Annotated in this window: 23 protein-coding genes; 16 read left to right on the top strand and 7 right to left on the bottom strand. The window is 61.0% G+C overall.

The features are described 5' to 3' along the window. Positions 1–375: 375 nt before the first annotated feature. The 5 genes from iolG to BSG19_RS14835 form a co-directional block, all read right to left on the bottom strand. On the bottom strand, positions 376–1374 hold the full coding sequence (iolG, locus tag BSG19_RS14815) for an inositol 2-dehydrogenase (protein ID WP_092989090.1): 999 nt from the start codon (positions 1372–1374) through the stop codon (positions 376–378). A gap of 166 nt (positions 1375–1540) precedes the next feature. After that, positions 1541–2344, bottom strand: coding sequence for a TIM barrel protein (locus BSG19_RS14820; RefSeq protein ID WP_170865986.1), 804 nt, complete (start codon positions 2342–2344; stop codon positions 1541–1543). 40 nt (positions 2345–2384) lie between these two features. Then, entirely contained in the window at positions 2385–3185 is an 801-nt protein-coding gene (locus BSG19_RS14825; protein ID WP_092988790.1) for an ATP-binding cassette domain-containing protein, read from the bottom strand. Between the two features lie 2 nt (positions 3186–3187). Next, positions 3188–4309 carry an ABC transporter permease gene (locus BSG19_RS14830; RefSeq protein ID WP_092988791.1) on the bottom strand — a complete coding sequence of 374 codons (1122 nt, stop codon included), beginning with the start codon at positions 4307–4309 and terminating at the stop codon, positions 3188–3190. Between the two features lie 127 nt (positions 4310–4436). After that, positions 4437–5384 (bottom strand): sugar ABC transporter substrate-binding protein, encoded by a 948-nt coding sequence (locus tag BSG19_RS14835; protein WP_092989092.1) that lies wholly within the window; start codon positions 5382–5384, stop codon positions 4437–4439. A 210-nt stretch (positions 5385–5594) separates the two neighbouring features. On the opposite strand from BSG19_RS14835, the gene BSG19_RS14840 reads away from it, so the two are divergent. The 8 genes from BSG19_RS14840 to BSG19_RS14875 all read left to right on the top strand — a co-directional run bounded on the left by BSG19_RS14840 (position 5595) and on the right by BSG19_RS14875 (position 14687). Then, a complete protein-coding gene (locus tag BSG19_RS14840; RefSeq protein ID WP_092988792.1) occupies positions 5595–6587 on the top strand; it encodes a LacI family DNA-binding transcriptional regulator in 993 nt (330 codons plus the stop codon). 272 nt (positions 6588–6859) lie between these two features. Further along, positions 6860–7075: a diguanylate cyclase domain-containing protein gene (locus BSG19_RS14845; RefSeq protein ID WP_280142411.1), complete on the top strand. Its 216-nt coding sequence runs from the start codon at positions 6860–6862 to the stop codon at positions 7073–7075. A gap of 137 nt (positions 7076–7212) precedes the next feature. Then, entirely contained in the window at positions 7213–8391 is a 1179-nt protein-coding gene (locus BSG19_RS14850; protein WP_092988794.1) for a M20 metallopeptidase family protein, read from the top strand. A gap of 239 nt (positions 8392–8630) precedes the next feature. Next, the gene (locus tag BSG19_RS14855; protein ID WP_244529260.1) at positions 8631–10142 is read left to right on the top strand and encodes an ABC transporter substrate-binding protein; all 1512 of its coding nucleotides are present in this window, start codon (positions 8631–8633) and stop codon (positions 10140–10142) included. Between the two features lie 176 nt (positions 10143–10318). Then, positions 10319–11305: an ABC transporter permease gene (locus BSG19_RS14860; protein ID WP_092989093.1), complete on the top strand. Its 987-nt coding sequence runs from the start codon at positions 10319–10321 to the stop codon at positions 11303–11305. After that, positions 11302–12132 carry an ABC transporter permease gene (locus BSG19_RS14865; protein WP_092988796.1) on the top strand — a complete coding sequence of 277 codons (831 nt, stop codon included), beginning with the start codon at positions 11302–11304 and terminating at the stop codon, positions 12130–12132. The genes BSG19_RS14860 and BSG19_RS14865 overlap by 4 nt, the downstream gene beginning before the upstream one ends. Then, a complete protein-coding gene (locus BSG19_RS14870) occupies positions 12125–13738 on the top strand; it encodes an ABC transporter ATP-binding protein (RefSeq protein WP_092988797.1) in 1614 nt (537 codons plus the stop codon). Before BSG19_RS14865 ends, BSG19_RS14870 begins: the two co-directional genes overlap by 8 nt. Positions 13739–13772: 34 nt before the next feature. Further along, complete coding sequence (locus tag BSG19_RS14875; protein WP_092988798.1) at positions 13773–14687, top strand: homocysteine S-methyltransferase family protein; 915 nt, start codon at positions 13773–13775, stop codon at positions 14685–14687. Between the two features lie 103 nt (positions 14688–14790). Here the strand turns inward: BSG19_RS14875 and BSG19_RS14880 are convergent, their stop codons facing one another. Continuing rightward, the gene (locus BSG19_RS14880) at positions 14791–15519 is read right to left on the bottom strand and encodes a GntR family transcriptional regulator (RefSeq protein ID WP_092988799.1); all 729 of its coding nucleotides are present in this window, start codon (positions 15517–15519) and stop codon (positions 14791–14793) included. 134 nt (positions 15520–15653) lie between these two features. Here BSG19_RS14880 and BSG19_RS14885 point away from each other — a divergent pair, with 134 nt between their 5' ends. Genes BSG19_RS14885 through BSG19_RS14920 form a run of 8 tightly spaced genes read left to right on the top strand, consistent with a single transcriptional unit; the run spans position 15654 to position 22291 of the window. Beyond that, positions 15654–16688, top strand: a complete 1035-nt coding sequence (locus BSG19_RS14885; protein WP_092988800.1) for an ABC transporter substrate-binding protein — start codon at positions 15654–15656, stop codon at positions 16686–16688. After that, positions 16685–18124, top strand: coding sequence for a dihydropyrimidinase (hydA, locus tag BSG19_RS14890; protein ID WP_092988801.1), 1440 nt, complete (start codon positions 16685–16687; stop codon positions 18122–18124). Before BSG19_RS14885 ends, hydA begins: the two co-directional genes overlap by 4 nt. After that, positions 18115–18876 carry an SDR family oxidoreductase gene (locus tag BSG19_RS14895; protein WP_092988802.1) on the top strand — a complete coding sequence of 254 codons (762 nt, stop codon included), beginning with the start codon at positions 18115–18117 and terminating at the stop codon, positions 18874–18876. Before hydA ends, BSG19_RS14895 begins: the two co-directional genes overlap by 10 nt. Next, complete coding sequence (locus BSG19_RS14900; RefSeq protein ID WP_092989094.1) at positions 18869–19648, top strand: D-glutamate cyclase family protein; 780 nt, start codon at positions 18869–18871, stop codon at positions 19646–19648. Before BSG19_RS14895 ends, BSG19_RS14900 begins: the two co-directional genes overlap by 8 nt. After that, complete coding sequence (locus BSG19_RS14905; RefSeq protein ID WP_092988803.1) at positions 19645–20079, top strand: GlcG/HbpS family heme-binding protein; 435 nt, start codon at positions 19645–19647, stop codon at positions 20077–20079. The genes BSG19_RS14900 and BSG19_RS14905 overlap by 4 nt, the downstream gene beginning before the upstream one ends. A 38-nt stretch (positions 20080–20117) precedes the next feature. Further along, a complete protein-coding gene (locus BSG19_RS14910; RefSeq protein WP_244529285.1) occupies positions 20118–20915 on the top strand; it encodes an ABC transporter ATP-binding protein in 798 nt (265 codons plus the stop codon). Beyond that, positions 20912–21691 carry an ABC transporter permease gene (locus BSG19_RS14915; RefSeq protein WP_092988805.1) on the top strand — a complete coding sequence of 260 codons (780 nt, stop codon included), beginning with the start codon at positions 20912–20914 and terminating at the stop codon, positions 21689–21691. Before BSG19_RS14910 ends, BSG19_RS14915 begins: the two co-directional genes overlap by 4 nt. A gap of 21 nt (positions 21692–21712) precedes the next feature. Continuing rightward, positions 21713–22291: a ribonuclease H family protein gene (locus BSG19_RS14920; RefSeq protein ID WP_244529261.1), complete on the top strand. Its 579-nt coding sequence runs from the start codon at positions 21713–21715 to the stop codon at positions 22289–22291. A 4-nt stretch (positions 22292–22295) separates the two neighbouring features. On the opposite strand, the gene BSG19_RS14925 is transcribed toward BSG19_RS14920, so the two are convergent. Continuing rightward, positions 22296–22622 (bottom strand): hypothetical protein, encoded by a 327-nt coding sequence (locus BSG19_RS14925; RefSeq protein ID WP_210185394.1) that lies wholly within the window; start codon positions 22620–22622, stop codon positions 22296–22298. Positions 22623–22830 lie beyond the last annotated feature (208 nt).

The following is a 22830-nucleotide window of genomic DNA, read 5'->3' on the forward strand; positions in this document are numbered from 1 at the left end:
GAAAACGTTGCAGATCTCTTGTCTCGCGAGACTACAGGTTCGTCCTGACAACAAGACGACGATCGAACCATTGGGTCATTCAAAGATGCTGTTCTGAACGGATACGGATTTCATCTTGGAAAATTCGACGCGCGGATTTGATATCGCTGAACCCGATGAGAATAGCGAACCGAAGGACTGTCGAACGCGAGACTCCTGCGCGTCTTGCAATGACCGTCGTCGTTTCGAAAGCAAGGCGTTCCGGGTCGTCAAAACACAGCCTTGCAACATTCTCGACACGAGCCGGGAACCGGAGGTTCCGCTTGACGATCTCGTCTTTCAGGCTCCGGAAGCTGACCGGAGCCTGTCTCGCTTGAGGCATCGAAACCCCACTTGTTACAGGATCTCGGAAAGCCTGACCGTCTGACCTGTCTTCAGCGACAATGTCGCCGCCTCTGCAAGTGCCAGCGCGTTGACACCGTCCTGCAACGAAACCGGCAGGGTCGAGCCTGACGTGATGGCATCGACGAAGGCGTTCCACTCGATCGAATAGGCGCGCATGTAGCGCTCGAGGAAGAAGAACTCCGGCTTGGCACCGGTCACGCCATCCTTCGTCGACTTTGTCACCGTGTTCTCAAGGATGTTTCCGGCCGAAAGAAGACCCTCGGAGCCGAGAAGCTCGATGCGCTGGTCGTAGCCATAGACGGCTCGACGGCTATTCTTGATGACGGCGATACGTCCATCGTCAAACTTCAGCGTGACGGCAGCGGTATCGACGTCACCGGCGGCACCGATCTCGGGATCGACGATCGAGCTTCCGGTGGCCGTGACGGTTTCAGGAGCGCCGCCGAAGATCCAGCATGCCATGTCGAAGTCGTGGATCATCATGTCCCGGAACAGACCGCCGGACACCTTGATGTAGGAAACCGGCGGCGGTGCCGGATCGAACGAGGTGATCGACAGAAGCTCGGTCTTGCCGATGTCGCCACGGTCGGCGGCGGTCTTGAGGGCCGCGAAGTTCGGATCGAAGCGACGATTGAAGCCGATCATCACGGGTTTGCCGGTGGCATCTGCGACCACCTGGCAGGCGCGTGCCCGCTCCAGGCTGAGGTCGACCGGCTTTTCGCACAGCACAGCCTTGCCGGCCTTCGTCGCCGCTTCGATGAGATCGGAATGCGTGTCGGTCGATGTTGCGATCAGCACGGCGTCGATGGAGGCATCGTTGATGATGTCGGCGCTGGAACGTGCTTCGGCGCCATACTGGGCGGCGAGCTTTCCGGCGGCATCCGTGTTGACGTCGGAAACCGCGATCAGTGCGCTTCCGGGATTGGAGGTAATCGCTTTGGCGTGGACGTTACCAATTCGTCCGGCACCGAGAAGACCGATTTTCAGCATTTTCATTCCTTCCGACATATGGATGCGCGTGCCATGCAGGCGATTGCGCAGAGACGAAGAGTGCTTGAGCATTTCCAGCCGAAGCGGGATCGCTTCGGCGTTGGACAATGCGGAGAAAACAAGAGGATAGAGCATTTTCGGTGAACCCTTGTTCGCCGGAAATGCTCTAGAGGGTGAACGCCTGGCGGAAGCGGCTAAGCGCAAGCTCGTCATCTTCGGACGGCCACGCTTCAAGACCGATGACACCCGAATAGCCCATGGCATGCAGCGCACGCGCAATTGCGGGGTAGTTGATCTCGCCGGTACCTGGCTCCTTGCGTCCGGGCACGTCCGCCACCTGGATTTCACCAATATAGGGAAGCGCCTGACGGCAAAGCTCGATGAGGTTCCCCTCGCCGATCTGCGCATGGTAGAGATCGAGATTGAGCTTCAGCGACGGCCTGTTGACGGCTGAGACGAGTGCAATCGTATCCGCTGCCTTGGCAAAAGGCGTCTTCGGGTGGTCGACAGCCTCGTTGAGGTTTTCCAAGACGAAGGTCACGCCCTCTTCCTCGCCGAGATCCGCGATCCGCTCCAGGGTATCGCGCGCCTTGAGCCACATGGCGGGGCTCACAGTATGCGCCTTGACGACCGGCAAGCCGTCGCCGTCGAGGCCCGTTCCGTGCAGGTTCAGGCGCGGGCAGCCGATGTCCTTTGCAACGGGAATGGAGAGGCGCGCGGTGCGCAGCAGTTCCTTCGCACCATCGTCATCGGCCAGCGTTCCCGTGACATAACCCGTCATGGACGAGAAGGTCGCGCCCGAACTGGCAAGCGCCGGAATATCGTGCTTGGTCCAGTCCCAGATTTCAGCGACGAAGCCAAGCTCGGTAATTCTCTTCAGGCGCTCGGTGACGGGCAGCGAGCGGAAGACCATCTCCGCGCAGACCGCCAGTGTGAAAGCTCCAGCCGGTGCCGGTGTTTCCGTCATCATGTTCATCCTCTTCATTTGGTCTCGGTTCACGCGACGTGGTCTAGATCATGCCGCCGAGTTCGTTCGACAGTGCCTGCAGCTCTTTGCCGCCGGCCATCATGTTCTGCAGTTCCTCGATCGAGATCTCGCTCTTGGCATAGGTCCCCAGCGTCTTGCCGCGATTGAGAATCGTAAAGCGGTTACCGACGGCGAAGGCATGGCGCACATTGTGCGTGATGAAGATCACGCCGAGGCCCTTTTGCTGCACATGATGGATGTATTTCAGGACCATGGACGTCTGCGCGACGCCGAGTGCCGATGTCGGTTCGTCAAGGATGAGCACCTTGGCGCCGAAGTAGACGGCCCTTGCGATGGCGACGCACTGCCGCTCGCCACCGGACAAGGTTCCCACGGCCTGATTGGGGTCGCGAACGTCGATCCCGATCTTTTGCATCTCCTCGCGCGTCACGGCATCGCAATGCTTGAAGTCGATGTAGCGGAAGGGCGGAATGCCCTTGCGCGGCTCGCGGCCCATGAAGAAATTGCGCGTGACCGACATCAGCGGGATCATTGCGAGGTCCTGGTAGACGGTCGCGATACCCGCATCCAGCGCGTCACGCGGGCTCGAAAAGGCGACAGGCTTTCCATTCACCAGCAGTTCGCCGCCCGAAGGCTTGACGACACCCGAGAGCGTCTTGATGAGCGTGGATTTACCTGCGCCATTGTCTCCGAGAAGGCAGAGGACTTCGCCTTCCAGAACCTTCATCGAGATGCCGGACAGGGCGATGACCGAGCCGTAATGCTTGACGATCTCCCGGGCTTCGATGATCGGCGCTGCCGATCCGTTTGTTGCGTCAGCCATGATCAACGCTCCCCTGTAACCTTGCGGCGGATGAAATTGTTGAAGAGGACGGCAAGCAGCAGCATCGAGCCGAGGAAGACCTGGAACCAGTCGGAGTCGAACTTGGTGTAGGTGAGGCCGATGGAGACAAGGCCGAAGATGATGGCACCGAAGAATGCGCCGATGGCCGAACCGTAACCGCCAGTCAGAAGGCTTCCGCCGATGACGGCCGCAATGATGGCCTCGAATTCCTTCTGAAAACCGCGACGGGCATCCGTAGAGCCGGCATCCAGCACGGTGATGATGGCGACAAGAGCAGCGGCGCAGGCCGTGAGGGCGAAGAGGCCGGTCTTGACGCGATCGACGGGCACACCGGAATTCCGGGCTGCATTCGGATCGCCGCCAACAGCGAAGATCCAGTTGCCGACGCGTGTCCGCAGCAGAACCCATGTGGCGATGCCGGCAAGGGCGACGAACCAGACCACCGAGACGGGAACCCCCGCAACCTTGGGAACGCCGTTGTCGAACTTGTCGATCAGGTTGTTCTCGGCAAGCCAGGCGAAGAAATTCTGGAACGCGAGACCGGAGAAGAGCTTGGCGATGGACGCATCGCCGACAGCCTGGCCGATGCCGCGAAGCTGCGTCGAGCCGCCAGTCGCCCATTTCAGCCCGACGAGGGTGAGGCCCCGGAGAATAAACAGGAAAGCGAGCGTCACGATGAAGGATGGCAGACGCGTCCGGATGACGATCTGACCGTTGACGGCGCCGAGAACGGCTGCAAACAGCAGCGTGAACAGAATGGCGATCCAGAGTGGCTGGGCGAAGTTGACCAGCAGGCCGCCGAAGATCAGGCCTGCAAACGCGACCATGGAGCCGATCGAAAGGTCGAATTCGCCGCCGATCATGAGAAGCGAGGCTGCGATGGCGAGAATGCCAAGCTGCGAGGCCGGCGCAAGGACGGTCATCATGCCCGCGAGGGAGAACATGGACGCGTCTGCGGTGAAGAAGAAGAAGATGATCACCATCAGCAGGCCCGCGACGGCGCCGAGTTCGGGACGCCGCATCAGGCTCGTCAGCAGGCTGACCTTCTTGATGCGTTCGTCGGCTTTCACCGATGTAGCTGGAATAGTGGTGTTTTCGGTCATGGTTCCTCCCGGGGCGTCTAGGCCACAGCCATGCAGGACAAGGCTAAGGGTGGGCAAAAGATGGGCAGAGGACGGCCGGCAGCTCACCATCGAGCGGGAGCTGCCGGAACGTGCTAGCGGAGTTCGATCAGCGGATGCCCTGTGCCGAAAGTTCGACGACCTGCTCTGCCTTTTCCTTCGTGATCAGGTTCGGACCCGAGGGAACGTTGCCGCCGGGAATGAGACCGTACTTCGCATTGTTTGCCAGAAAGACCGTGGGAAGGTAACCCTGCAGGAACTGCTGCTGGTCGATCGCAAAGGCGGCTTCGCCCGCGGCGACGGCCTTCAGGAAGTCAGCGGAGAGGTCGAACGTGGCAACATTGATCTTGCCGGTCTTGCCGGCATCCTTGACGGCAGACAGAGCCGGCTCGCCGGCCGTGCTGGCGCCGAGCGCCATGATGGTATCGATCGCGTCGTTGGAGCTCAGTGCCGCCTTGACCTTTGCTGCCACTTCCGCCGGGTCGTTCGATACGGGCAGGACGGTGACGCTGCCGCCGAAGCCATCCGAGAAGCCCTTGCAACGCAGGTCGAGCGAGACGTTGCCGACTTCCTGGTTGATGCAGATACCGGTCTTGCCGCCCATCTGGTTCAGCTTCTCGCCGGCAGCCTTGCCGGCACCATATTCGTCCTGACCGACATGCAGCAGTGCGCCGAGTTTCTTGGAAACGTCGGATCCCGCATTGATGGAGATAACGGGAATGCCCGCGGCAACGGCCTTCTGGATCGACGGACCGAGTGCGGACTCGTCAGGGATCGAAACGATCAGCCCGTCCGGCTTCTGATTGACAGCGGCGTCGATCAGCTGGCTCATCGCCACCATATCGAACGTTTCAGGCGCGCGGTAATCCACCTCGATGCCAGCATCCTTGGCGCCTGCGGTCACACCGTTCTTGACCACCGACCAGAAGGGGTCGTTGGCCTGACCGTGGGTTACGGCGATAATCTTGATGTCCTTGGCGCTGGCCATGGTTCCTGCACCGGCAACGGCTGCAACGACCGAAACGCCGAGCGCGAGCTTCTTCATAAGCGATGTCATGTTCATTCCTCCCATTGACGCGGCACAGCCAGCGTCGTTCCTCACCCGCGACCCGGACCTCCCCTGGTCGCTCACATCGTCAACGGCAGCGTGCTACCGGTAGCAATGCTGCAATTCATATTGTTTACGGCTAACATGTCAACTCAATAATTCTATTTGGATACGAAATGGAATATTCATTCCGTATGATGCGCAGGAGGTGAGGCCGATATGGCGAAACGGGCAACAGCGGAAGATGTAGCAAGAGCAGCCGGCGTCTCGAAGTGGACCGTGATCCGCGCGTTCACACCAGGCGCTTCGATCTCGGAGAAAAGCCGGGTAAAGGTCTTGGGAGCTGCTGAACAGGTCAACTATCGCCCGAACCTTCTAGCCCGCAGTCTGGCAACGAACTTAACGCACCAGATCGCTATCCTCGTCGACGACTTCAAAAATCCCCACAAGCTGCCCGTTCTCGAGCTCTTGACAGGCAAGCTTCAATCGGAAGGCATGCTAGCTGTTCTGATCAATATCAACGAACATTTCGACCACGTGCAGGCTTTGCTGGAAGCGGGTCAGCGGCAGGTCGATGCCGTCATTCTGTTTGGCACGGCGTTCCGTCCGGAAATGCTGGCAGATGACCGCCTGAAGGGTGGCGCACCGCTTTATGTTCTCGCCCGAGACAGCCAGATTCCCAACGTCCCAGCGGTAACGTGCAACTCGGCATTGGCAATGCAGGAAATGTGCGAGCACTTTCATGCGAAGGGATATCGGCGACCTGCTTTCCTTTCAGGTGCGCGGACAGTCTCGACGGCCTTGGGCCGGCGACGCACTTTCCAAGACTTCTGGGAGGCGCAAGGCGCGGATCCCGTGCAAGATCTCTTCGCTGCCTCTTATGGTTCAGACGAGGGGTTTGCCGCTGTGAGGCACGCCTTCGAAGCAACCCCACGCAAAGGTTGGCCAGACCTTCTGATGTGCGAAAACGATGCCTTGGCATTCGGCGCTATCGACTACGTCCGAAGCGTCCTAAACCTTCGTCTACCTCAGGACATTGCGATTGCCGGCTTTGACAACACGCCGCTCTCGGCGTCCCCAGCCTACGACCTCACGACCTACGAACAGCCGGCAGCCGAGATGGTCGCCGTCATCGTAGAAATGATCCTTGGCAGAGTGCCTAGGGAAAGGAGAGCCCTGAAGGGGAAGTTTATCGCTCGTTCAACGGCTTGAGCAACATGAGGAACGCATCGCCGTCATGTGTTTTCGCAAGAGAGCACCATGCGCAAATCGCTCGGGAAATTCGATAATCTCCCCATTAACCCTGCCCTGATTCGATCCCACACTTCATCATGCCGCCGCCGACTGAAGTCTTGCCACCTTCTCCAACATGCACTCCAGATTGAGGAAGCAGATCAAGCCCTCCGGTTGGGCGATGATGCCGTCGGCGTAGTGCGTGCCCGCGGAGGCAAAGCGAGGTCCCGTCAAGGTCAAGTGACAATCCGTTGGCGATGGCGGTCATCCTGATCGACCTCGACGGGTTCAAGCCGGTCAATGATCAACTGAGCCACGAAGCTGGCGACCAGTTCTTAAAACGTTCGGGGGTCAGTGTTTATCCTCAGGATGGCCAGAACCTGCAAGCGCTCATGCGACATGTCGATGAGGCTCTCGCCCAGCTCGGTATCGAACTCTGCGATTTCGATTACAGCCTGGCAACTTGAGTGCGGCGACCGAACTCGCCTCACCAATGCGACGGGCTTTCGCAAGATCACGGCACGGACGATGGATGTTAAGGCCAAGTTCTATATATCTGCCGCATTCGCCACTTCGGCCTTAAGAATGAAAGCTCGAAAACGAGATGCTTCTGAACGATCTGAACAGCTTCATCGACACCCGTTCGCGCGATCATGAGCCTCAACTTGTCGCCATCCGGCGCGATCTGCACATGCATCCCGAAGTCGGCTTCGACGTCGAGAGAACGGCAGGTGTGGTGGCGCGGGAACTGTCGCGGCTCGACATCCCGCATGTGACCGGCGTCGGGCGAACCGGTGTGGTCGGTTTCATCGAAGGGGGCGCGCCGGGTCCAACCCTTCTCATCCGTGCCGACATGGATGCTCTGCCGATCCGGGAGCAGACAGGCTTACCTTTCGCGAGCGTGATCGACGGCCGGATGCATGCCTGTGGCCACGATCTTCATACGGCGACGCTGATCGGGGTCGGCGCTGTCCTGAAGGAAATCGCGCCGCAGCTTCGTGGAAATATCAAGCTGATGTTCCAGCCGGCCGAGGAAACGCAGGAGAGCGGTGCCGCGGCGATGATCGCCGATTGTGTCCTCGACGATGTGGACTTCGCGCTTGGCTTCCACAATCATCCAGACGAGCCGGTGGGCACGTTCAGCTTCGTGGAAGGCATCGCGAACGGCTCCTCCGATGAGTTCGATATCACGCTTTACGCCGCATCCGGCCATGCCGCCCGTCCGCATCTGGCGATCGACCCGGTCGTTGCGACCGCGCAGCTGATCACGCAGATGCAGACCATCGTCTCCCGCGAGATCGACCCCATGCAGCCGGCCGTTCTGACAATCGGCTCCATCCACGGCGGTCATACCCACAACATCATTCCCGACAGCGTCACCATCATGGGAACCGTGCGCTGCCAGGATCCGGTATCCCGCGATGTCATCGAGGCCGCCATCCGCCGTATCTGCGCGGGTCTGGAAGCATCGATGCGGGTGCGCTGCGCTATCAACTTCGTGCGCGGGGTCCCCTCTCTGGTGTCCGACGACCGGCTCCTGAAGGTGACGATGTCGGCAATCCGCGATCATTTCGGCGATGTCGTTCGCGGGCGGGCTTCCAGTCTGGGCGCGGAAGACTTTGCACTTGTCGGCGCAAGGATACCCGCTTTCCAACTCGGCGTGGGCGCAGCACAGGATGGCCGGAACGATCAGCTTCACAATTCGGACTACCAGCCCGACGAAGGCTGCATCGTCAATGGCGTGGTAGCGCTATCGCTGACAGCGGCGAAACTGCTGTCCTGAACGCGCTTCTTCGGTGCGAAACACGGCAATCTGCATTTTCTTCTCTTCTAAAGGGCAAGTTTTAGAACGATATTGCGGGATCGTACCGAGAGAAACCTCTAATGACCGTGAGATGCCGGAGCTTTCAGCTCTCGATCACAAAACGCTTTTGCCAGAACGGATGACCGATGCCGGACCATACGACACCTTCCAGCTTCCTGCAGCCAACGCGTCGCCGTCTCCTACAAAATGCTGGACTGTTGTCCGCAACGTTGTCGGCTGGCGGGCTTTTGCTGCCCGGTGCAGCACGTGCCCAGCAGCCCGCGCCGGTCAAGGGCGGGCACCTCGTTCTCGGTCTCGATACCGCGTCGAGTTCCGACCGTCTCGACCCGGCCTTCTATACGGAGGCCTATATGTACACCGTCGGGTTCCAGCTCTTCAACACGGTGCTGGAGCTTGGACCTGATGGCAAGCTGATCGGCGCTCTGGCCGAAAGCTGGGAAGCGACTGCGCCGGATGCCAGCACCTGGGTGTTCAAGCTGAAGAAGGGCATCCAGTTCCACAACGGCAAGGAGCTCGTGGCGCAGGACGTCGTCTACTCGCTCAATCACCACCGCGGCGAAAAGAGCAATTCCGGCGGCAAGGGCCAGCTTCTGGCCGTGACCGACATCAAGGCGACAGATACGCATGAGGTGACGGTAACGCTGAGCGCCGGCAACGCCGATTTCCCGGCGGCTCTGGTGGATTATCACATGGGCATCGGCCCGGATGGCGGCGATTTCGACAAGGGCGTCGGCACCGGCGCTTTCGTTCTCGAAGACTTCCAGCCCGGCGTTCGCGCGCTGACCAAGCGCAACCCGAACTACTGGGCCTCCGACCGCGCCTATGTCGATTCGGTCGAGACGATCGCGATGAGCGATGCGACGGCGCGCATGGCCGCGCTGCTCAGCGGGCAGGTGCACATCATCAACCGTGTCGAGCCCCGCGCGTTGAGCCGCCTGAGCGCACGCCCCGGCGTGCAGATCCTGCGCTCGCAAGAGAACACGATGTTCTGCTTCCCCATGCGGGTGGACACGGCGCCTTACGACAATGTCGATCTCCGGCTCGCGCTTAAATACGCGATCGATCGCGAGGAACTGCAAAAGAGCCTTCTGGTCGGCACCGGTGCCATTGGCAACGACAACCCGATCGCGTCCTGGAACCCCTATTTCGCCAAGGACATTCCCCAACGCCCTTACGATGCCGACAAGGCCGCCTTCCACTTCAAGAAGGCCGGTTCGCCCGGTGGCATCCAGCTGAGCGTGTCCGATAACGGCTTTCCGGGTTCGGTCGATGCGGCCCAGCTGTTCCAGGCCTCGGCGGCGAAGTCCGGTATCACCATCGATGTCGAGCGCGTACCCTCCGACGGTTATTGGGACGAGGTCTGGCTTAAGAAGCCGTTCGTCGCCTCCAACTGGTCCGTTCGGCCGACGGCCGATGCCATGCTGTCGCTGATCCTCCAGTCCGACGCGCCCTGGAACGAGACGGCATGGAAGGACGAAGCCTTCGACAAGCTGCTGGCGGCTGCCCGCGTCGAACTGGATGAGACGAAGCGCAAGCAGATCTACCACGATCTGCAGGTGAAACTGGTCGATGAGGGTGGCGAGCTGATCCCCCTCTTCGTCGATAACATCGCAGCCGCCTCCGACAAGATCGGCGGTTACGTGCCGGTCCCCGGCGGTGGCGACCTTAGCGGCTATCGCATTGCCGAGCGTGTCTGGCTCAACGCCTGAGCGCAAGCCGATGCCGAGGCGTCCACCCGGAGCATGGCCGGGTGGCGTCACGGTCAAAACGACCATCCCTCATTGCGTCGCGCACCGGATCGGGTTAGCGGCAATGCCTCAATTCTTGCAACATGGAAACAGGCCCCCCCTCCTTGGCTGACGGAACCGAAACAGACATCAAGGTCATGTCCGTCCTTGCGGCACCAAAGGCTGCGGGTCTCAGCCTCTGGGCGATGCTCGCAAGGCGGCTTGCGCTCGGTCTTGTGCTGCTCTGGGCGGTATCGCTCGTCATCTTTGCGGGCACGCAGATCCTGCCCGGGGATGTCGCAAGTGCCATGCTGGGACAGCAGGCAACGCCGGAGGCTGTTGCGAGCATTCGGCAGGAACTGGGTCTTGAGCAGCCGGCGGCCGTTCGTTACGTCAAGTGGCTGGGCGGAGCCGTCACGGGGGACTTCGGCCGCAGCTACAGCAACCGGCAGGACATAGCGAAGAGCATTGCCCCACGGCTCAAGAATACGCTGCTGCTTGCGGCGATGGCGGCCGTGATCGCCGTGCCCCTGTCGATCGGACTCGGCATTCTGTCCGCTCTTCACGCGGGAAGCTGGATCGATCGCACGATCGGCCTCGTGACGCTCGCCGCCGTTTCCCTTCCGGAGTTCTTCGCGGGCTACCTGTTGATCGCCTACTTCTCGGTGACGCATTTCTGGCTGCCGAGCAGCGCAGCCGTTTCGGACAGCATGTCCCTCGGGCAGCGGCTTGTCGTCATGCTTCTCCCCTGCCTGACGCTGGTTCTTGCCGTGGTCGGCCATATGATGCGGATGACGCGCGTAGCGCTCCTTAACGTCATGGCATCGCCCTACATCGAGACAGCGCTTCTCAAGGGGTTGCCCCGGTCACGCATTGTCTGGAAGCATGCGCTGCCCAATGCGGTGTCGCCGATCGTCAACGTCGTCGCGCTCAATATTGCCTATCTCGTCGTGGGCGTCGTCGTGGTCGAGGTGATCTTCGTCTATCCCGGCATGGGGCAGTACCTCGTCGATCATGTCGCCAAGCGCGACGTACCGGTGGTGCAGGCGGCGGGCCTTGTGTTCGCGGCGATCTACATCGTTCTCAACATCGTTGCGGACATGATTTCCGTCATCGCAAATCCCCGCCTGAGGCATCCGCGATGAACCGCCTGCCGCCCCTGACGCCACTGGCGCTGATCGGTCTTTTCGGCGCTGCGGCCTTCGTCCTGCTCGCAGCCTTCGCGCCGTGGCTCGCGCCGCACCCCGTCTCCGCTGTCGTGGGCGGCGTCTGGGACCCGCCTTCGGCCGATGCGCTGCTCGGCACCGATAATATCGGACGCGATCTCTTCTCCCGTCTCGTCTGGGGCGCGCGGGTCACCTTTACCATCGCCGCGCTGTCGACCGCTCTTGCCTTTCTTCTCGGCATTTTCCTCGGATTTTATGCCGCCGTTCGCGGCGGGTGGATCGATCAGCTTCTTTCGCGCCTGAACGATCTCATGATGGCGATACCAACGCTGATCTTTGCCCTCGTCGTGCTCGCTGTGCTGCCGAAGACCATGGTGGTGCTGGTTCTCGTCATGGCAACGCTCGAGTCAACGCGGGTGTTTCGCGTCAGCCGCGCCATCGCGGCGGATCTCGTCGTGCTGGACTATGTCGAGGTCGCGCTGCTGCGCGGCGAGAGCTGGCGCTGGGTGATCCTGCGCGAAATCCTTCCCAATGCGCTTTCCCCACTTTTGGCGGAGCTCGGCCTCCGCTTCGCGTTTGCGATCCTGTTCCTGTCGACGCTGTCGTTCCTCGGTCTCGGTGTCCAGCCGCCGATCGCCGACTGGGGCAGCCTCGTGAAGGAAAACAAGGACGGCCTGCTGTTTGGCGTGTTTGCCGCGCTCATTCCCGGCGCCGCCATCGCCGTGCTCGTGATCTGCATCAATCTCGTCGTCGACTGGATGCTCCAGAAGACGACCAGCCTGAAGGGGACGCGCCGCAATGGCTGAACTCCTGCTGAACGTGACAGACCTTGAAATCAAGGCCGGCGCGGAGACGATCGTCCACACGGTGTCGTTTGCGCTGGAGAAGGGGCGCGTGCTCGGACTGATCGGTGAGTCCGGCGCGGGCAAGTCCACCATCGGACTGGCATCTCTCGGCCATGTTCGCCAAGGTCTGCGGATCACGGGTGGCCGGGCCGAACTGAATGGCCGCGATATCCTGAAGCCAATGCAGCGGGATTCTCTCCACCTGCCGGGTGCCTCCGTGACATATGTGGCGCAATCGGCAGCGGCGGCATTCAACCCCGCGCATCGGCTGATCGATCAGGTCATCGAAGCCACGCTCTGGCACAGGCTCATGCCGCGTGCCGAGGCGGTCGAACGTGCCATCTCGCTGTTTGCCTTGCTCGGGCTGCCGGACCCGGCCCGGTTCGGTGATCGTTATCCGCATCAGGCTTCCGGCGGGCAGCTGCAACGTGCCATGACCGCCATGGCCCTTTGCCCGAAACCGGAACTGATCGTCTTCGACGAGCCGACGACGGCGCTCGACGTAACGACCCAGATCGGCGTTCTCGCGGCCATCAAGCATGCGATTTCCCAGACCGGCACCGCCGCCCTCTACATTTCGCACGACCTCGCCGTCGTTGCGCAGGTTGCCGACGAGATCCTCGTCTTGCGCAATGGCCGGATGGTCGAGCGCGGGCCTGTCGAGCGGATTTTCCAGGCTCCGCAGGAAAGCTATACGAAGCGCCTTGTGTCCCTTCGCCGGGCGGAGAAGACCGTGCAGGCGGGCGGTGACGAAACCCTTCTTCGCGTTACAGGCATTACGGCGGGTTACAACAAGGGCGCCTCGGTCCTTCAAGACGTCAGTCTCGACGTCATCCGCGGGGAAACGCTGGCCGTGGTCGGAGAGTCCGGATCCGGAAAATCAACGCTTGCACGCGTGTTGACGGGGCTGTTGCCCGCTTGGTCCGGCCAGTTGGTGTTCGACGGCAAAGCGCTCGCCCCGGACCTCGCCGCCCGCGACGCGGACACCCGTCGCAACATCCAGATCGTCAACCAGATTCCCGATCTCGCGCTCAATCCGCGTCAGACGGTTGATGCGATCCTGTCGCGGCCCCTCGCCTTCTACTTCGGGCTGAAGGGGGCCGCTCTCCGACAGCGCGTGTCACTGTTGCTGGATCAGATCGAACTGCCGGCGACCCTTGCGGATCGATACCCCGCCGAGCTTTCCGGTGGCCAGAAGCAGCGGATCTGCATCGCCCGCGCGCTGGCGGCCGACCCGAAGCTGATCATCTGCGACGAGCCGACATCGGCGCTCGATCCGCTGGTGGCTGACGGTATTCTCGACCTGCTGATGCGCTTGCAAAGGGAGGTGGGAACCTCCTATCTCTTCATAACGCACGATCTCGCAATCGTGCGATCCATCGCGGACAGTGTCGTTGTGATGCTGGGTGGCGCGGTCGTGCGCAGCGGTCGGAAGGCCGATGTGCTCGCACCGCCGTTCGATCCATACACGGAAAGGCTGATCGCATCGGTTCCTGAAATGCGCCTCGGCTGGCTGGACGAGGCCATCGAGGGACGAACGCGATTCCAGACGCCTGAACCGCAATGAGCCCGAACAAAAATGAGAATAAAGGAATGACGGCATGACGAAGCAGGGTCTGGTTCTGGACGGCGGCACGGGCCGCGAACTCGAGCGCATCGGCGCGCCGTTCCGGCAGCCGGAATGGTCGGCGCTCGCGCTGATGGAAGCGCCGGAATACGTGCGCACGGTCCACGACAACTATATTGCCGCCGGCGCCGATGTCATCACCACCAACAGCTATGCCGTGGTCCCCTTCCATATCGGGGATGCCCGTTTCGAGGCTGACGGCGCCATGCTGGCTGCCCGCGCCGGCCGTCTTGCACGCGATGCTGCAGACGCGAGCCGTGATCGCAAGATCCTCGTTGCAGGCTCACTTCCTCCGGTTTTCGGCTCCTACCAGCCGGATCGCTTTGATCCCGAGCTTGCCGGCCGTTACCTCGACGTGCTGGTGGATGGCATGGCGCCATCGGTGGACCTCTGGCTCGCCGAAACGCAGAGCAGCCTTGCCGAAGCCCGGGCTGCACATGCGGCGACACAGGCGTCGGGCAAGCCGCTCTGGCTGTCCTTCACGCTCCGCGACGATATCCCCGTTTCCGATATGCCCGAACCGCTTCTGCGCTCCAACGAAACCGTGAAGGCTGCAGCGGAACTGGCGGCATCCGTCGGTGCACAGGCAATGCTGTTCAACTGCAGCATGCCCGAGGTCATGGAGGCAGCAATCGAGACCGCACGCTCGACCTTCGCAGACCTGGATGTCGATATCCGCGTCGGCGTCTATGCCAATGCTTTTCCTTCGCAACAGGGCGACGAGGAGGCCAACGCCACTCTCACCGAGGTCCGTGAAGATCTTGACCCCACGGCCTATGGCGAATGGGCCAAACGTTGGGCAGCATCGGGCGCCAGCATTATCGGCGGTTGCTGCGGGATCGGGGCAGATCATATCCACAGACTGGCCAAGGACTATCGCTGCTTTTGACCGCAGTCTCGGCAATTCTGCCAACACGACCGCCCGGGAACAATCCGTCAACCGGTGGTCGGCAGCAACGATCCGCCCGGCGCTGAGAGAAGCGCGAGAACAGTCAGTTTCTCTGCGTCCCGAACACACCAAACATATCGAAGGCCACGGGGCGTCGGCGATCGAGTGCCAGCCCGTCCCGGATTTCGATGATGTGTTCGCGCATGAGCAAGACGGCTTTTTCGACCTCGCCGGAAGCACAATGCTCAACAAGGTCGTCATGATGATCATGCCATCCCGCAAGCCCTGCCTGATTGTCGAACAGATGTACGATAAGGCTGGTCCGGGCGACCAGCAGCCGAACCTGCTCGGCCAGGATCCGGTTTCCCGAGAGTTCAGCCATGAGCACATGGAAACCACCCGAGAGATGGATCGCTTCGCGTATGTAGCCCTGCTGTCTCAGCCTGTCCTCCTGCTCGATATTGTCGCGAAGTCTGGCGATGGCTGCGGGGTCGGCAGCCCGCGCCACGGCTTCGGTCGTTCCGGCCTCGATGGCCACGCGGGCGGCAAAGACCTCGACCGCCTCGACGGCATCCGGTGCCGCCACGAACGCTCCACGCTTGGGGAAGAACACGACGAGCTTTTCCCAGGTCAACCTTTGTAGAGCTGTCGCGACAGTCCGTCTGCCAACCCCAAACGCTTCCATTAACGCGAGTTCCGTCAGCTTCGTCCCGGGCGGAAGCCGTTGATCGACAATCGCGGCAAACAGGTGCGCATACGCTTCATCGGCATCGTCAACTCTGGGCCGATTGCGGTCGTTCATAACGCCCACCAAGCGTTTGTTCTGCTTCATTGTTATTCTCTTTGGCGATCTTTGTTGCTGCAAATTGTGCGCAATGATGTTCGCGACGTTGTTTTCGTTCACGTTCGCAGACTGGCACGTCCCTTGCAATACCCTCCGCAGGCAATATCAAACAGGGGAATGACATGCACAGTTTCACCTCCACCCGTCGGACCATCCTTCAAATCGGGCTGGCCGCGCCATTCGTTCTGAGAGCGGGACGGAGCTTTGCCGCGACGCCGGTCAAGTTCTCATTCTCCGCACCCTTCGACGGATCAAACTCCCCCTTCCTCCTGGCCGAGAAGAATGGCTGGTATAAGGAAGCCGGGCTGGAATGCCAGTTCGATGCCGGCGGCGGCTCTGGTGAGGCTGCGTCTCGCACGGGATCGGGTGTGTATGACGGGGGCACCGTCGACATCAACAACGTGGCCGAATTCAATTCCAAGAACCCGACCGCTGAGATCAGGGCTGTCTACATGCTCTATTTCAAGAGCCCGCTTTGCGTTGCGACGCTCTCGAAATCCGGCATCGCCAAGCCTTCGGACCTGACTGGCAAAACCGTCGGCGCGGCGGCACCGGATGGCGCCTATCGGCTGTTTTCGACCTACGCCAAGACGACATCGATCGATCCGGCGACCATCGAGTGGAACATGGTAGGTCTGCAACTTCGGGAGGCGGTACTTGCCGGCGGCAGCGCGGACGCCATCCTCGGCTTTGATTCCACCATGTATTTCGGGCTGGTCAAAGCCGGTATCGCACCCGCCGACATCAAGTTCCTCTACTACGCCGATGCAGGTCTCGACCTCTACGGCAACGCAATCGTTCTGTCGAAGAAGTTTCGCACCACCAACCCCGAGGCAGCCAAAGCCTTCATCGCCGCGAGCGCACGCGGTTATCAAGCGGCCATAGCGGACCCCAAAGCCGCCATCGCTGCTCTCAAGGATCATTCTCCGCTGATCAACGCGGCGCTGGAAGAAGAAAAGCTGCGCTGGCTGGTGAAGAACCAGTTTACCACCGAGGAAACCATGAAGAATGGGCTCGGCGGAATAGACGCCTCGCGCCTGTCAAAGTCGATGGTTGCCGTGGCCGAGGGTTTCGGGCTGCCGTCCGTGCCGAAGGCCGAAGACCTGTTCGACGCCTCGCTCCTGCCCTCCGCCGACCTGCGGAAATTGCCGGCATGAGCTTCGATCTGGTGATCCGCGGCGGAACGATCGTCACAGCGTCCGATGTAACGAAAGCCGATCTTGGCATTCGAAGCGGTCGCATCGTAACGATTGCGGATCATATTTCCGGCGGGGAAGATGTCATCGATGCGTCCGGGCTGCTGGTCATGCCCGGCGGCATCGATGCACATTGCCATCTCGACCAGCCTCAGGCGCCAGGACTTGCGTCCAAGGGGGCTGCGATGGCAGACGGGTTCCGATCCGGAAGTATCAGTGCCGCCTTCGGCGGCACGACGACCATCGTGCCCTTTTGCGTGCAGCATCGTGGCCAGTCCCTGACCGCAGCCGTTGCCGACTATCACAGTCGGGCCGATGGCCAGTCGGTGATCGACTACGCGTTCCATCTGATCGTCAGCGATCCCTCACCTGCCGTTCTTGGTCAGGAACTGCCCGCTCTCATTCGCCGCGGCCATACCAGCATCAAGGTCTACATGACCTATGACGCGATGGTCCTCAGCGATCGGCAGATCCTCGATGTCTTCGAGACAGCGCGTCGGGAAAAAGCCGTGATGCTCATTCACGCGGAAAACCACGAGATCATCGGCTGGTTGGCCGAGCGGCTGGAACAGGACGGTCGCACGAAGCCGCTCGGTCATTCGCGTTCCAGGCCTCTGCCTGTGGAGCGCGAAGCGACGCATCGCGCGATGACACTTGCCGAGATCGCGGGCGTGCCGCTGGTCATCGTGCATGTGTCAGGAGGCGACCCGCTGGACGAAATCCGCCGCGCCCGTGCCCGCGGCCATGTGGTGATCGCCGAGACCTGCCCGCAATATCTGTTGTTGACCGAAGCCGACCTCGACATGCCCGATATGCTGGGCGCCAAGGCGATGTGCAGCCCTCCGCCAAGGGATACGCAGGCGCAAGCGGCACTCTGGCGGGGCATCGAGGACGGCACGATCGATATCTTCAATTCCGATCACGCACCCTACCGTTTCGATTCGGATGGAAAACTGAAGGCCGGCCCTGCCCCGTCGTTTCGCGCTGTAGCAAACGGCATTCCCGGCCTCGAAACGAGGCTGCCCATCCTGTTCAGCGAAGGCGTCGTCAAGGGCCGGATCGACCTGCAACGCTTCGTGGCGCTGACATCGACAAACAATGCCAGGCTCTATGGGCTTCATCCACGCAAGGGAACGATTGCTGTCGGTGCCGACGCCGACCTGGCGCTCTGGGACCCGGAGCGGCGCGTCACCATCACCAACGGCATGCTGCATCACAATGTCGATTACACCCCGTTCGAAGGACTGGAGGTGCAGGGCTGGCCGGAAACGGTGATCAGCCGCGGCGAGATCATTATTTTCAAAAACGAACTGAAGGCTGCGCCGGGTCGCGGCCGCTTCCTCACACAGGAGACATCTTCTGCCTGGAAGACGAGGGAGATCAAAGCATGGATCTGAAGATCGCGGGGAAACGCGCGCTGGTTCTGGGCGGCAACCGCGGCATGGGGCTTGCGATTGCCAAAACACTTGCCGTCGAAGGCGCGTCGGTCACGATCGCCGCACGCGACGAAAAAGCGCTTGCCGATGCGGCAAGAGAGATCGGTGCGGCGCATACGGTCGCGGTCGATCTTTCCGACACCGCGTCGCTTGCAACCTTTGCGGCAAAGGTCGGCGATATCGACATTCTCGTCAACAACACCGGCGGTCCGCCTTATGGCAGCGCTACAGGCCGCGACCTTCAGGATTGGGAGGAAAGCTTTCGCAGCATGTCGCTGTCTGTCATCGGGCTGACAGACCTGTTCCTGCCCGCGATGCGCGCCAAAGGCTGGGGCCGCGTGGTGACCGTCGTCAGTACCGGCGCGATACAGCCCATCCCTGTCCTCGGCATATCCAACACATTGCGGGCGGGGCTGATCGCCTGGTCGAAATCGCTTGCACCTGAGGTGGCCAAGGATGGCGTAACGGTCAATATCCTGATGCCGGGCCGGGTCGCAACCGAACGCGTCACCTTGACCGACGACGCCACGGCCGAGCGGGAAAACATCCCGGTCGAGACGGTAAGACAGCGATCCTTCGCGCAAATCCCGATGGGTCGCTACGCCGAGCCGGAAGAAATCGCTGCGGCAGCCACCTTCCTTTGTAGCGGTCTTGCATCCTATGTCACAGGATCCGTTCTCCGGGTCGACGGAGGCTATGTCCGCCATGTCTAACGAGAGATCGCTTGAGACCGGATCGGACGTCCGTGCGGCGGCCCGCTGCGGATATGCGGGTTTCACCGTCGGTCTCGCTCCGGGTTTCGTGCAGGCGAATGTCTACATCGTGCCTCAGTCCTTCGCCCGGGACTTTCTGGCATTCTGTCATGCCAACCCGGTTGCGTGCCCGATACTTGGCAGAGGCGAGGAAGGCTCGTACGCCATGCCGGCCCTCGGACGCGACATCGATATTCGAACGGATGTTCCGTCGTTTCTCGTACATGAGCAGGGCGTCGAGAGATCGGCAGCAGACATCGTCGATCTGTGGCGGGACGACTTCGTCGTCTTTGCCGTGGGATGTTGGCTCGGCGCGGAGGGAGCGCTCGCAAAAGCGGGCATCCGCATGCGCCACCGCGAACTCGGTCTTCAGGGCGGGCTTTACCGTACGCACCTTCTCGCCCACTCCACCGGACCTTTTCACGGACCGCTGATCGTTTCCATGCGTCCCTTTCACAGGGACGATGTTGAGGGTGTGATCTCCATAACGGCTGACATGCCGCTCAGTCATGGAGCGCCTCTCCATCTGGGCGATCCGGCCGCGCTTGGGATCGCGGATCTCGACCATGCCGATTGGGGAGATGTCGTTCTGCCCGGCGAGGACGAGACCGCTGTCTTCTGGCCCTGCGGCCTGACGGCCCTGCAAGCGTTGAAGAACGCGAAAATACCCTTTTTCATCAGCCATGCGCCGGGCGCCATGCTCGTGACCGATCTCAAGGAGGTGTTTGCATGACCCTTGTTCGCCCGGCGTTTAAACTGACGCATCGCGGCGCCATGCTTTTGCTCGACGCCGCGATCGATGCCGCTGAGGCAATGGGCGTTCCGCAATGCATCGCTGTCGTCGACGAGGGCTGCAACCTCCTGTCCTTCGTGCGGATGGATGGATCGCGCGTTCTGTCCATCGAAAGCGCGACCCGCAAGGCGATGACGGCCGCGACGACCGGACAGCCCACCGGTGGCATTGCCGCCGACAAGGCACTTCTGCTTGCGGAAGCGACATCCGGCCGGATGACCAACCTCCTCGGAGGCCTGCCGCTGATCGCCGACGGTCATATCGTCGGCGGTATCGGCGTCGGTTCCGGCACGGGCGAACAGGACCTCGAGATCGCCAAGGCCGCCATCGCGGCCTTCGAGCGCTCACTGCGCGGAGGGACATCGGCGTGACCGATCCGAACCCGCTTTCGACACCTCCGACAAAGAGAATTGTGCAGCTTGAAAACGTGCAGGTCCGGTTCGGTCAGGGAGACGATGCGTTCCTGGCGCTGGACCGCACCGATCTTGTGGTTCACCCGGGCGACTTCGTGGCAATGGTCGGTCCATCCGGCTGCGGCAAATCGACGATCCTGAAACTGGTCGCCGGCCTGCTTCGACCGACCGAAGGCGTGGTGTTCGTGGCAGGACGGGAGGTCGGCGCCGAGCAGGTCGGCATCGGCATGGCGTTCCAGAACCCGACCATGCTGCCCTGGCTGACGATCCGGCAGAATATCATGCTGCCGCTCAAGATCGTGAAACCCTATGCCGATACGTTCCGGCGAGACAAGAACACGATCTTCCGCGACCGCGCAGACGCGCTTCTCGCCAAGGTCGGCCTCACCGGTTTTGGCGATCGCCGGCCCTGGGAGCTCTCCGGCGGCATGCTGCAACGTGCCAATCTCTGCCGTGCCCTCATTCACTCGCCCCAACTGCTGATGCTGGACGAGCCGTTCGGTGCGCTCGATCAGTTTACCCGCGAGGAACTTTGGTCCGTGCTGCAGGATCTCTGGATCGAGACAAAACCAACCGTTTTCCTGGTCACTCACGACCTGAGAGAGGCGGCATTTCTTGCGAGCCGGATTCTGGTCATGAGCGCCCGCCCCGGCCGCGTTACTGACGACCGGCATGTGAACTTCGCACGGCCACGCACGCTCGAAACGACGTTCCAAGCCGAATTTACCGACCTGACCAACGACCTGCGGCGCATGATATTTGCGGCGCGCCGGAACATGGAGACAACGCAATGAGGATCTCCAGAAAATCACAGGAAAATCTGAAGGCGGCCGGTTTCATCGTCGCACTGTTTGCGATCTGGGAGGTTGCCTGTGTTGTCTTTGAGATCAGTCCGATCGTGCTGCCGCGACCGAGCGCAATCTTTTCGACGCTTTTCGTACAGATGCCTGCGCTGTGGCCCCACATCGTCCAGACGCTGGTGACAACGATGATCGGTTTCCTGCTGGGTACCGTCATCGGGCTAGCGCTCGGCGCCTTCGTCGGCATCTCGCGAACAGCCTACAACGTTGCCTATCCGCTTCTGGTCGGATTTTCATCGATCCCCAAGGTGGCTGTGGTCCCTATCTTTGTGCTCTGGTTTGGGTCAGGGACGGTTCCAGCCGTTCTGACGGCCCTGACGACCTGCATTTTCCCGATTGTCGTCAACGTTGCCACAGGATTGGCGACGACCGAGCCGGAGATGGAGGATGTCCTGAAAGCACTTGGCGCAAGCCGCCTCCAGGTCCTGTGGAACGTCGGGTTGCCCCGGGCCATGCCCTACTTCTTCGCTTCTCTGAAGGTTGCCATCACGCTAGCCTTTGTCGGGACCGTCCTTTCGGAAACGGTCGCCGCCAACCGGGGTATCGGGACCGTCATGATGATGGCGACATCGAGCTTCGACGTGCCACTTGCCTTTGCAGGGCTGTTCGCGCTCGCGATCCTCGGGATCGCCCTTTACGCCGTCTTCGCCGTTATCGAACAGCGCGTCTGTGGTTGGGCCAATCGAAAACAGGAATTCGCTCTGAACTGAGTTTCAGGCCGGATCACATCTTTGACCGCGGGGAATATCGAAGACAGAGTGAGGGTAGAACCGGTATTGATCGGAAAGCAAGCAGGGTTCAAACGCCGTGCGGATGGAGGCCTCTTGAATACGCACGTGGTGGACGTTTACGTGGACGGCTCCTTCCGCCCCAAATCCTCGACAGGCGGGTGGGCGTTCGTGGCTTTCCAGAACGGCCAGGAGATGTATCGCGCGCACGGGGTTGATGCCGGCCTGTCGAACAACACCTTCGAGCTGAAGGCTGTGCTGGAAGCAGCGCTGTGGATCGCGATCGAATATGCCGATACGCCCGCTACGATCTGGACGGACTCGAGCCAGACCGTGAAGGGATGTCAGCTCTCCAGAGCGATCTGGCGAAACAACGGTTGGCGCCGTATCGAGGCAAATCCGAAGAAGCGCAGACGGGTGATCCAGGATGCCGCACTATGGCAGGAGCTTGATCGCCAACTCTCCGCCTGCCCTGGTATCCGCATTGAATGGTGCCGCGGACATGACGGCAATTCAGGCAACGAATTGGCAGATACGATGGCGCGGAATGCGGCAATGGCACCGAGGCTCCCCGTCGGCTAGACGATCACATTGTCCTTTCTGCGCCAAACATTGCGCTGCTGGGAGCATTCGGTAACGACCCCGCGCATCCGTGAAGCGCTGTGACCACAGCTTCGAGGTATTCACCCCGTCTGCTGTTGCCGGCCAAGCCCGCTTCGCTTGACAGTTCGTCTCGGATCCTCTCGATGAAACCGAGATGATCGAACGCGTCAGACCGCACGTTCACCTCAACCTCTTCGACGTAATGCGACACCAGCGAGCCGAGATCGAGGTTTCCGTCTGCATGATACATCAACGCCATCTGCTGGGCGAGTTTGACCATCTGCACATATGGCCCGAGCGCGACGCTCATGACATTCTCCTCTGTGACTTGCTGTCCCGGCCTATGACCTTGCCGGAAGCGGCTTCGAATTGCCATGAAGATGGTGATGCCGAGCCTCGAACCGATCCTTGTGAGAGATAAACTTTCCGTCAGAAACGCGTCAGACGACGCTTTTGGAGTCGATCGCGCCGAACTTTCAACGCTCGAGCTTTCGGAACCGCCGATAACAGCGCGGTTC

The sequence above is a fragment of the Rhizobium sp. NFR03 genome (assembly GCF_900111275.1).
GTDB lineage: Bacteria > Pseudomonadota > Alphaproteobacteria > Rhizobiales > Rhizobiaceae > Ferranicluibacter.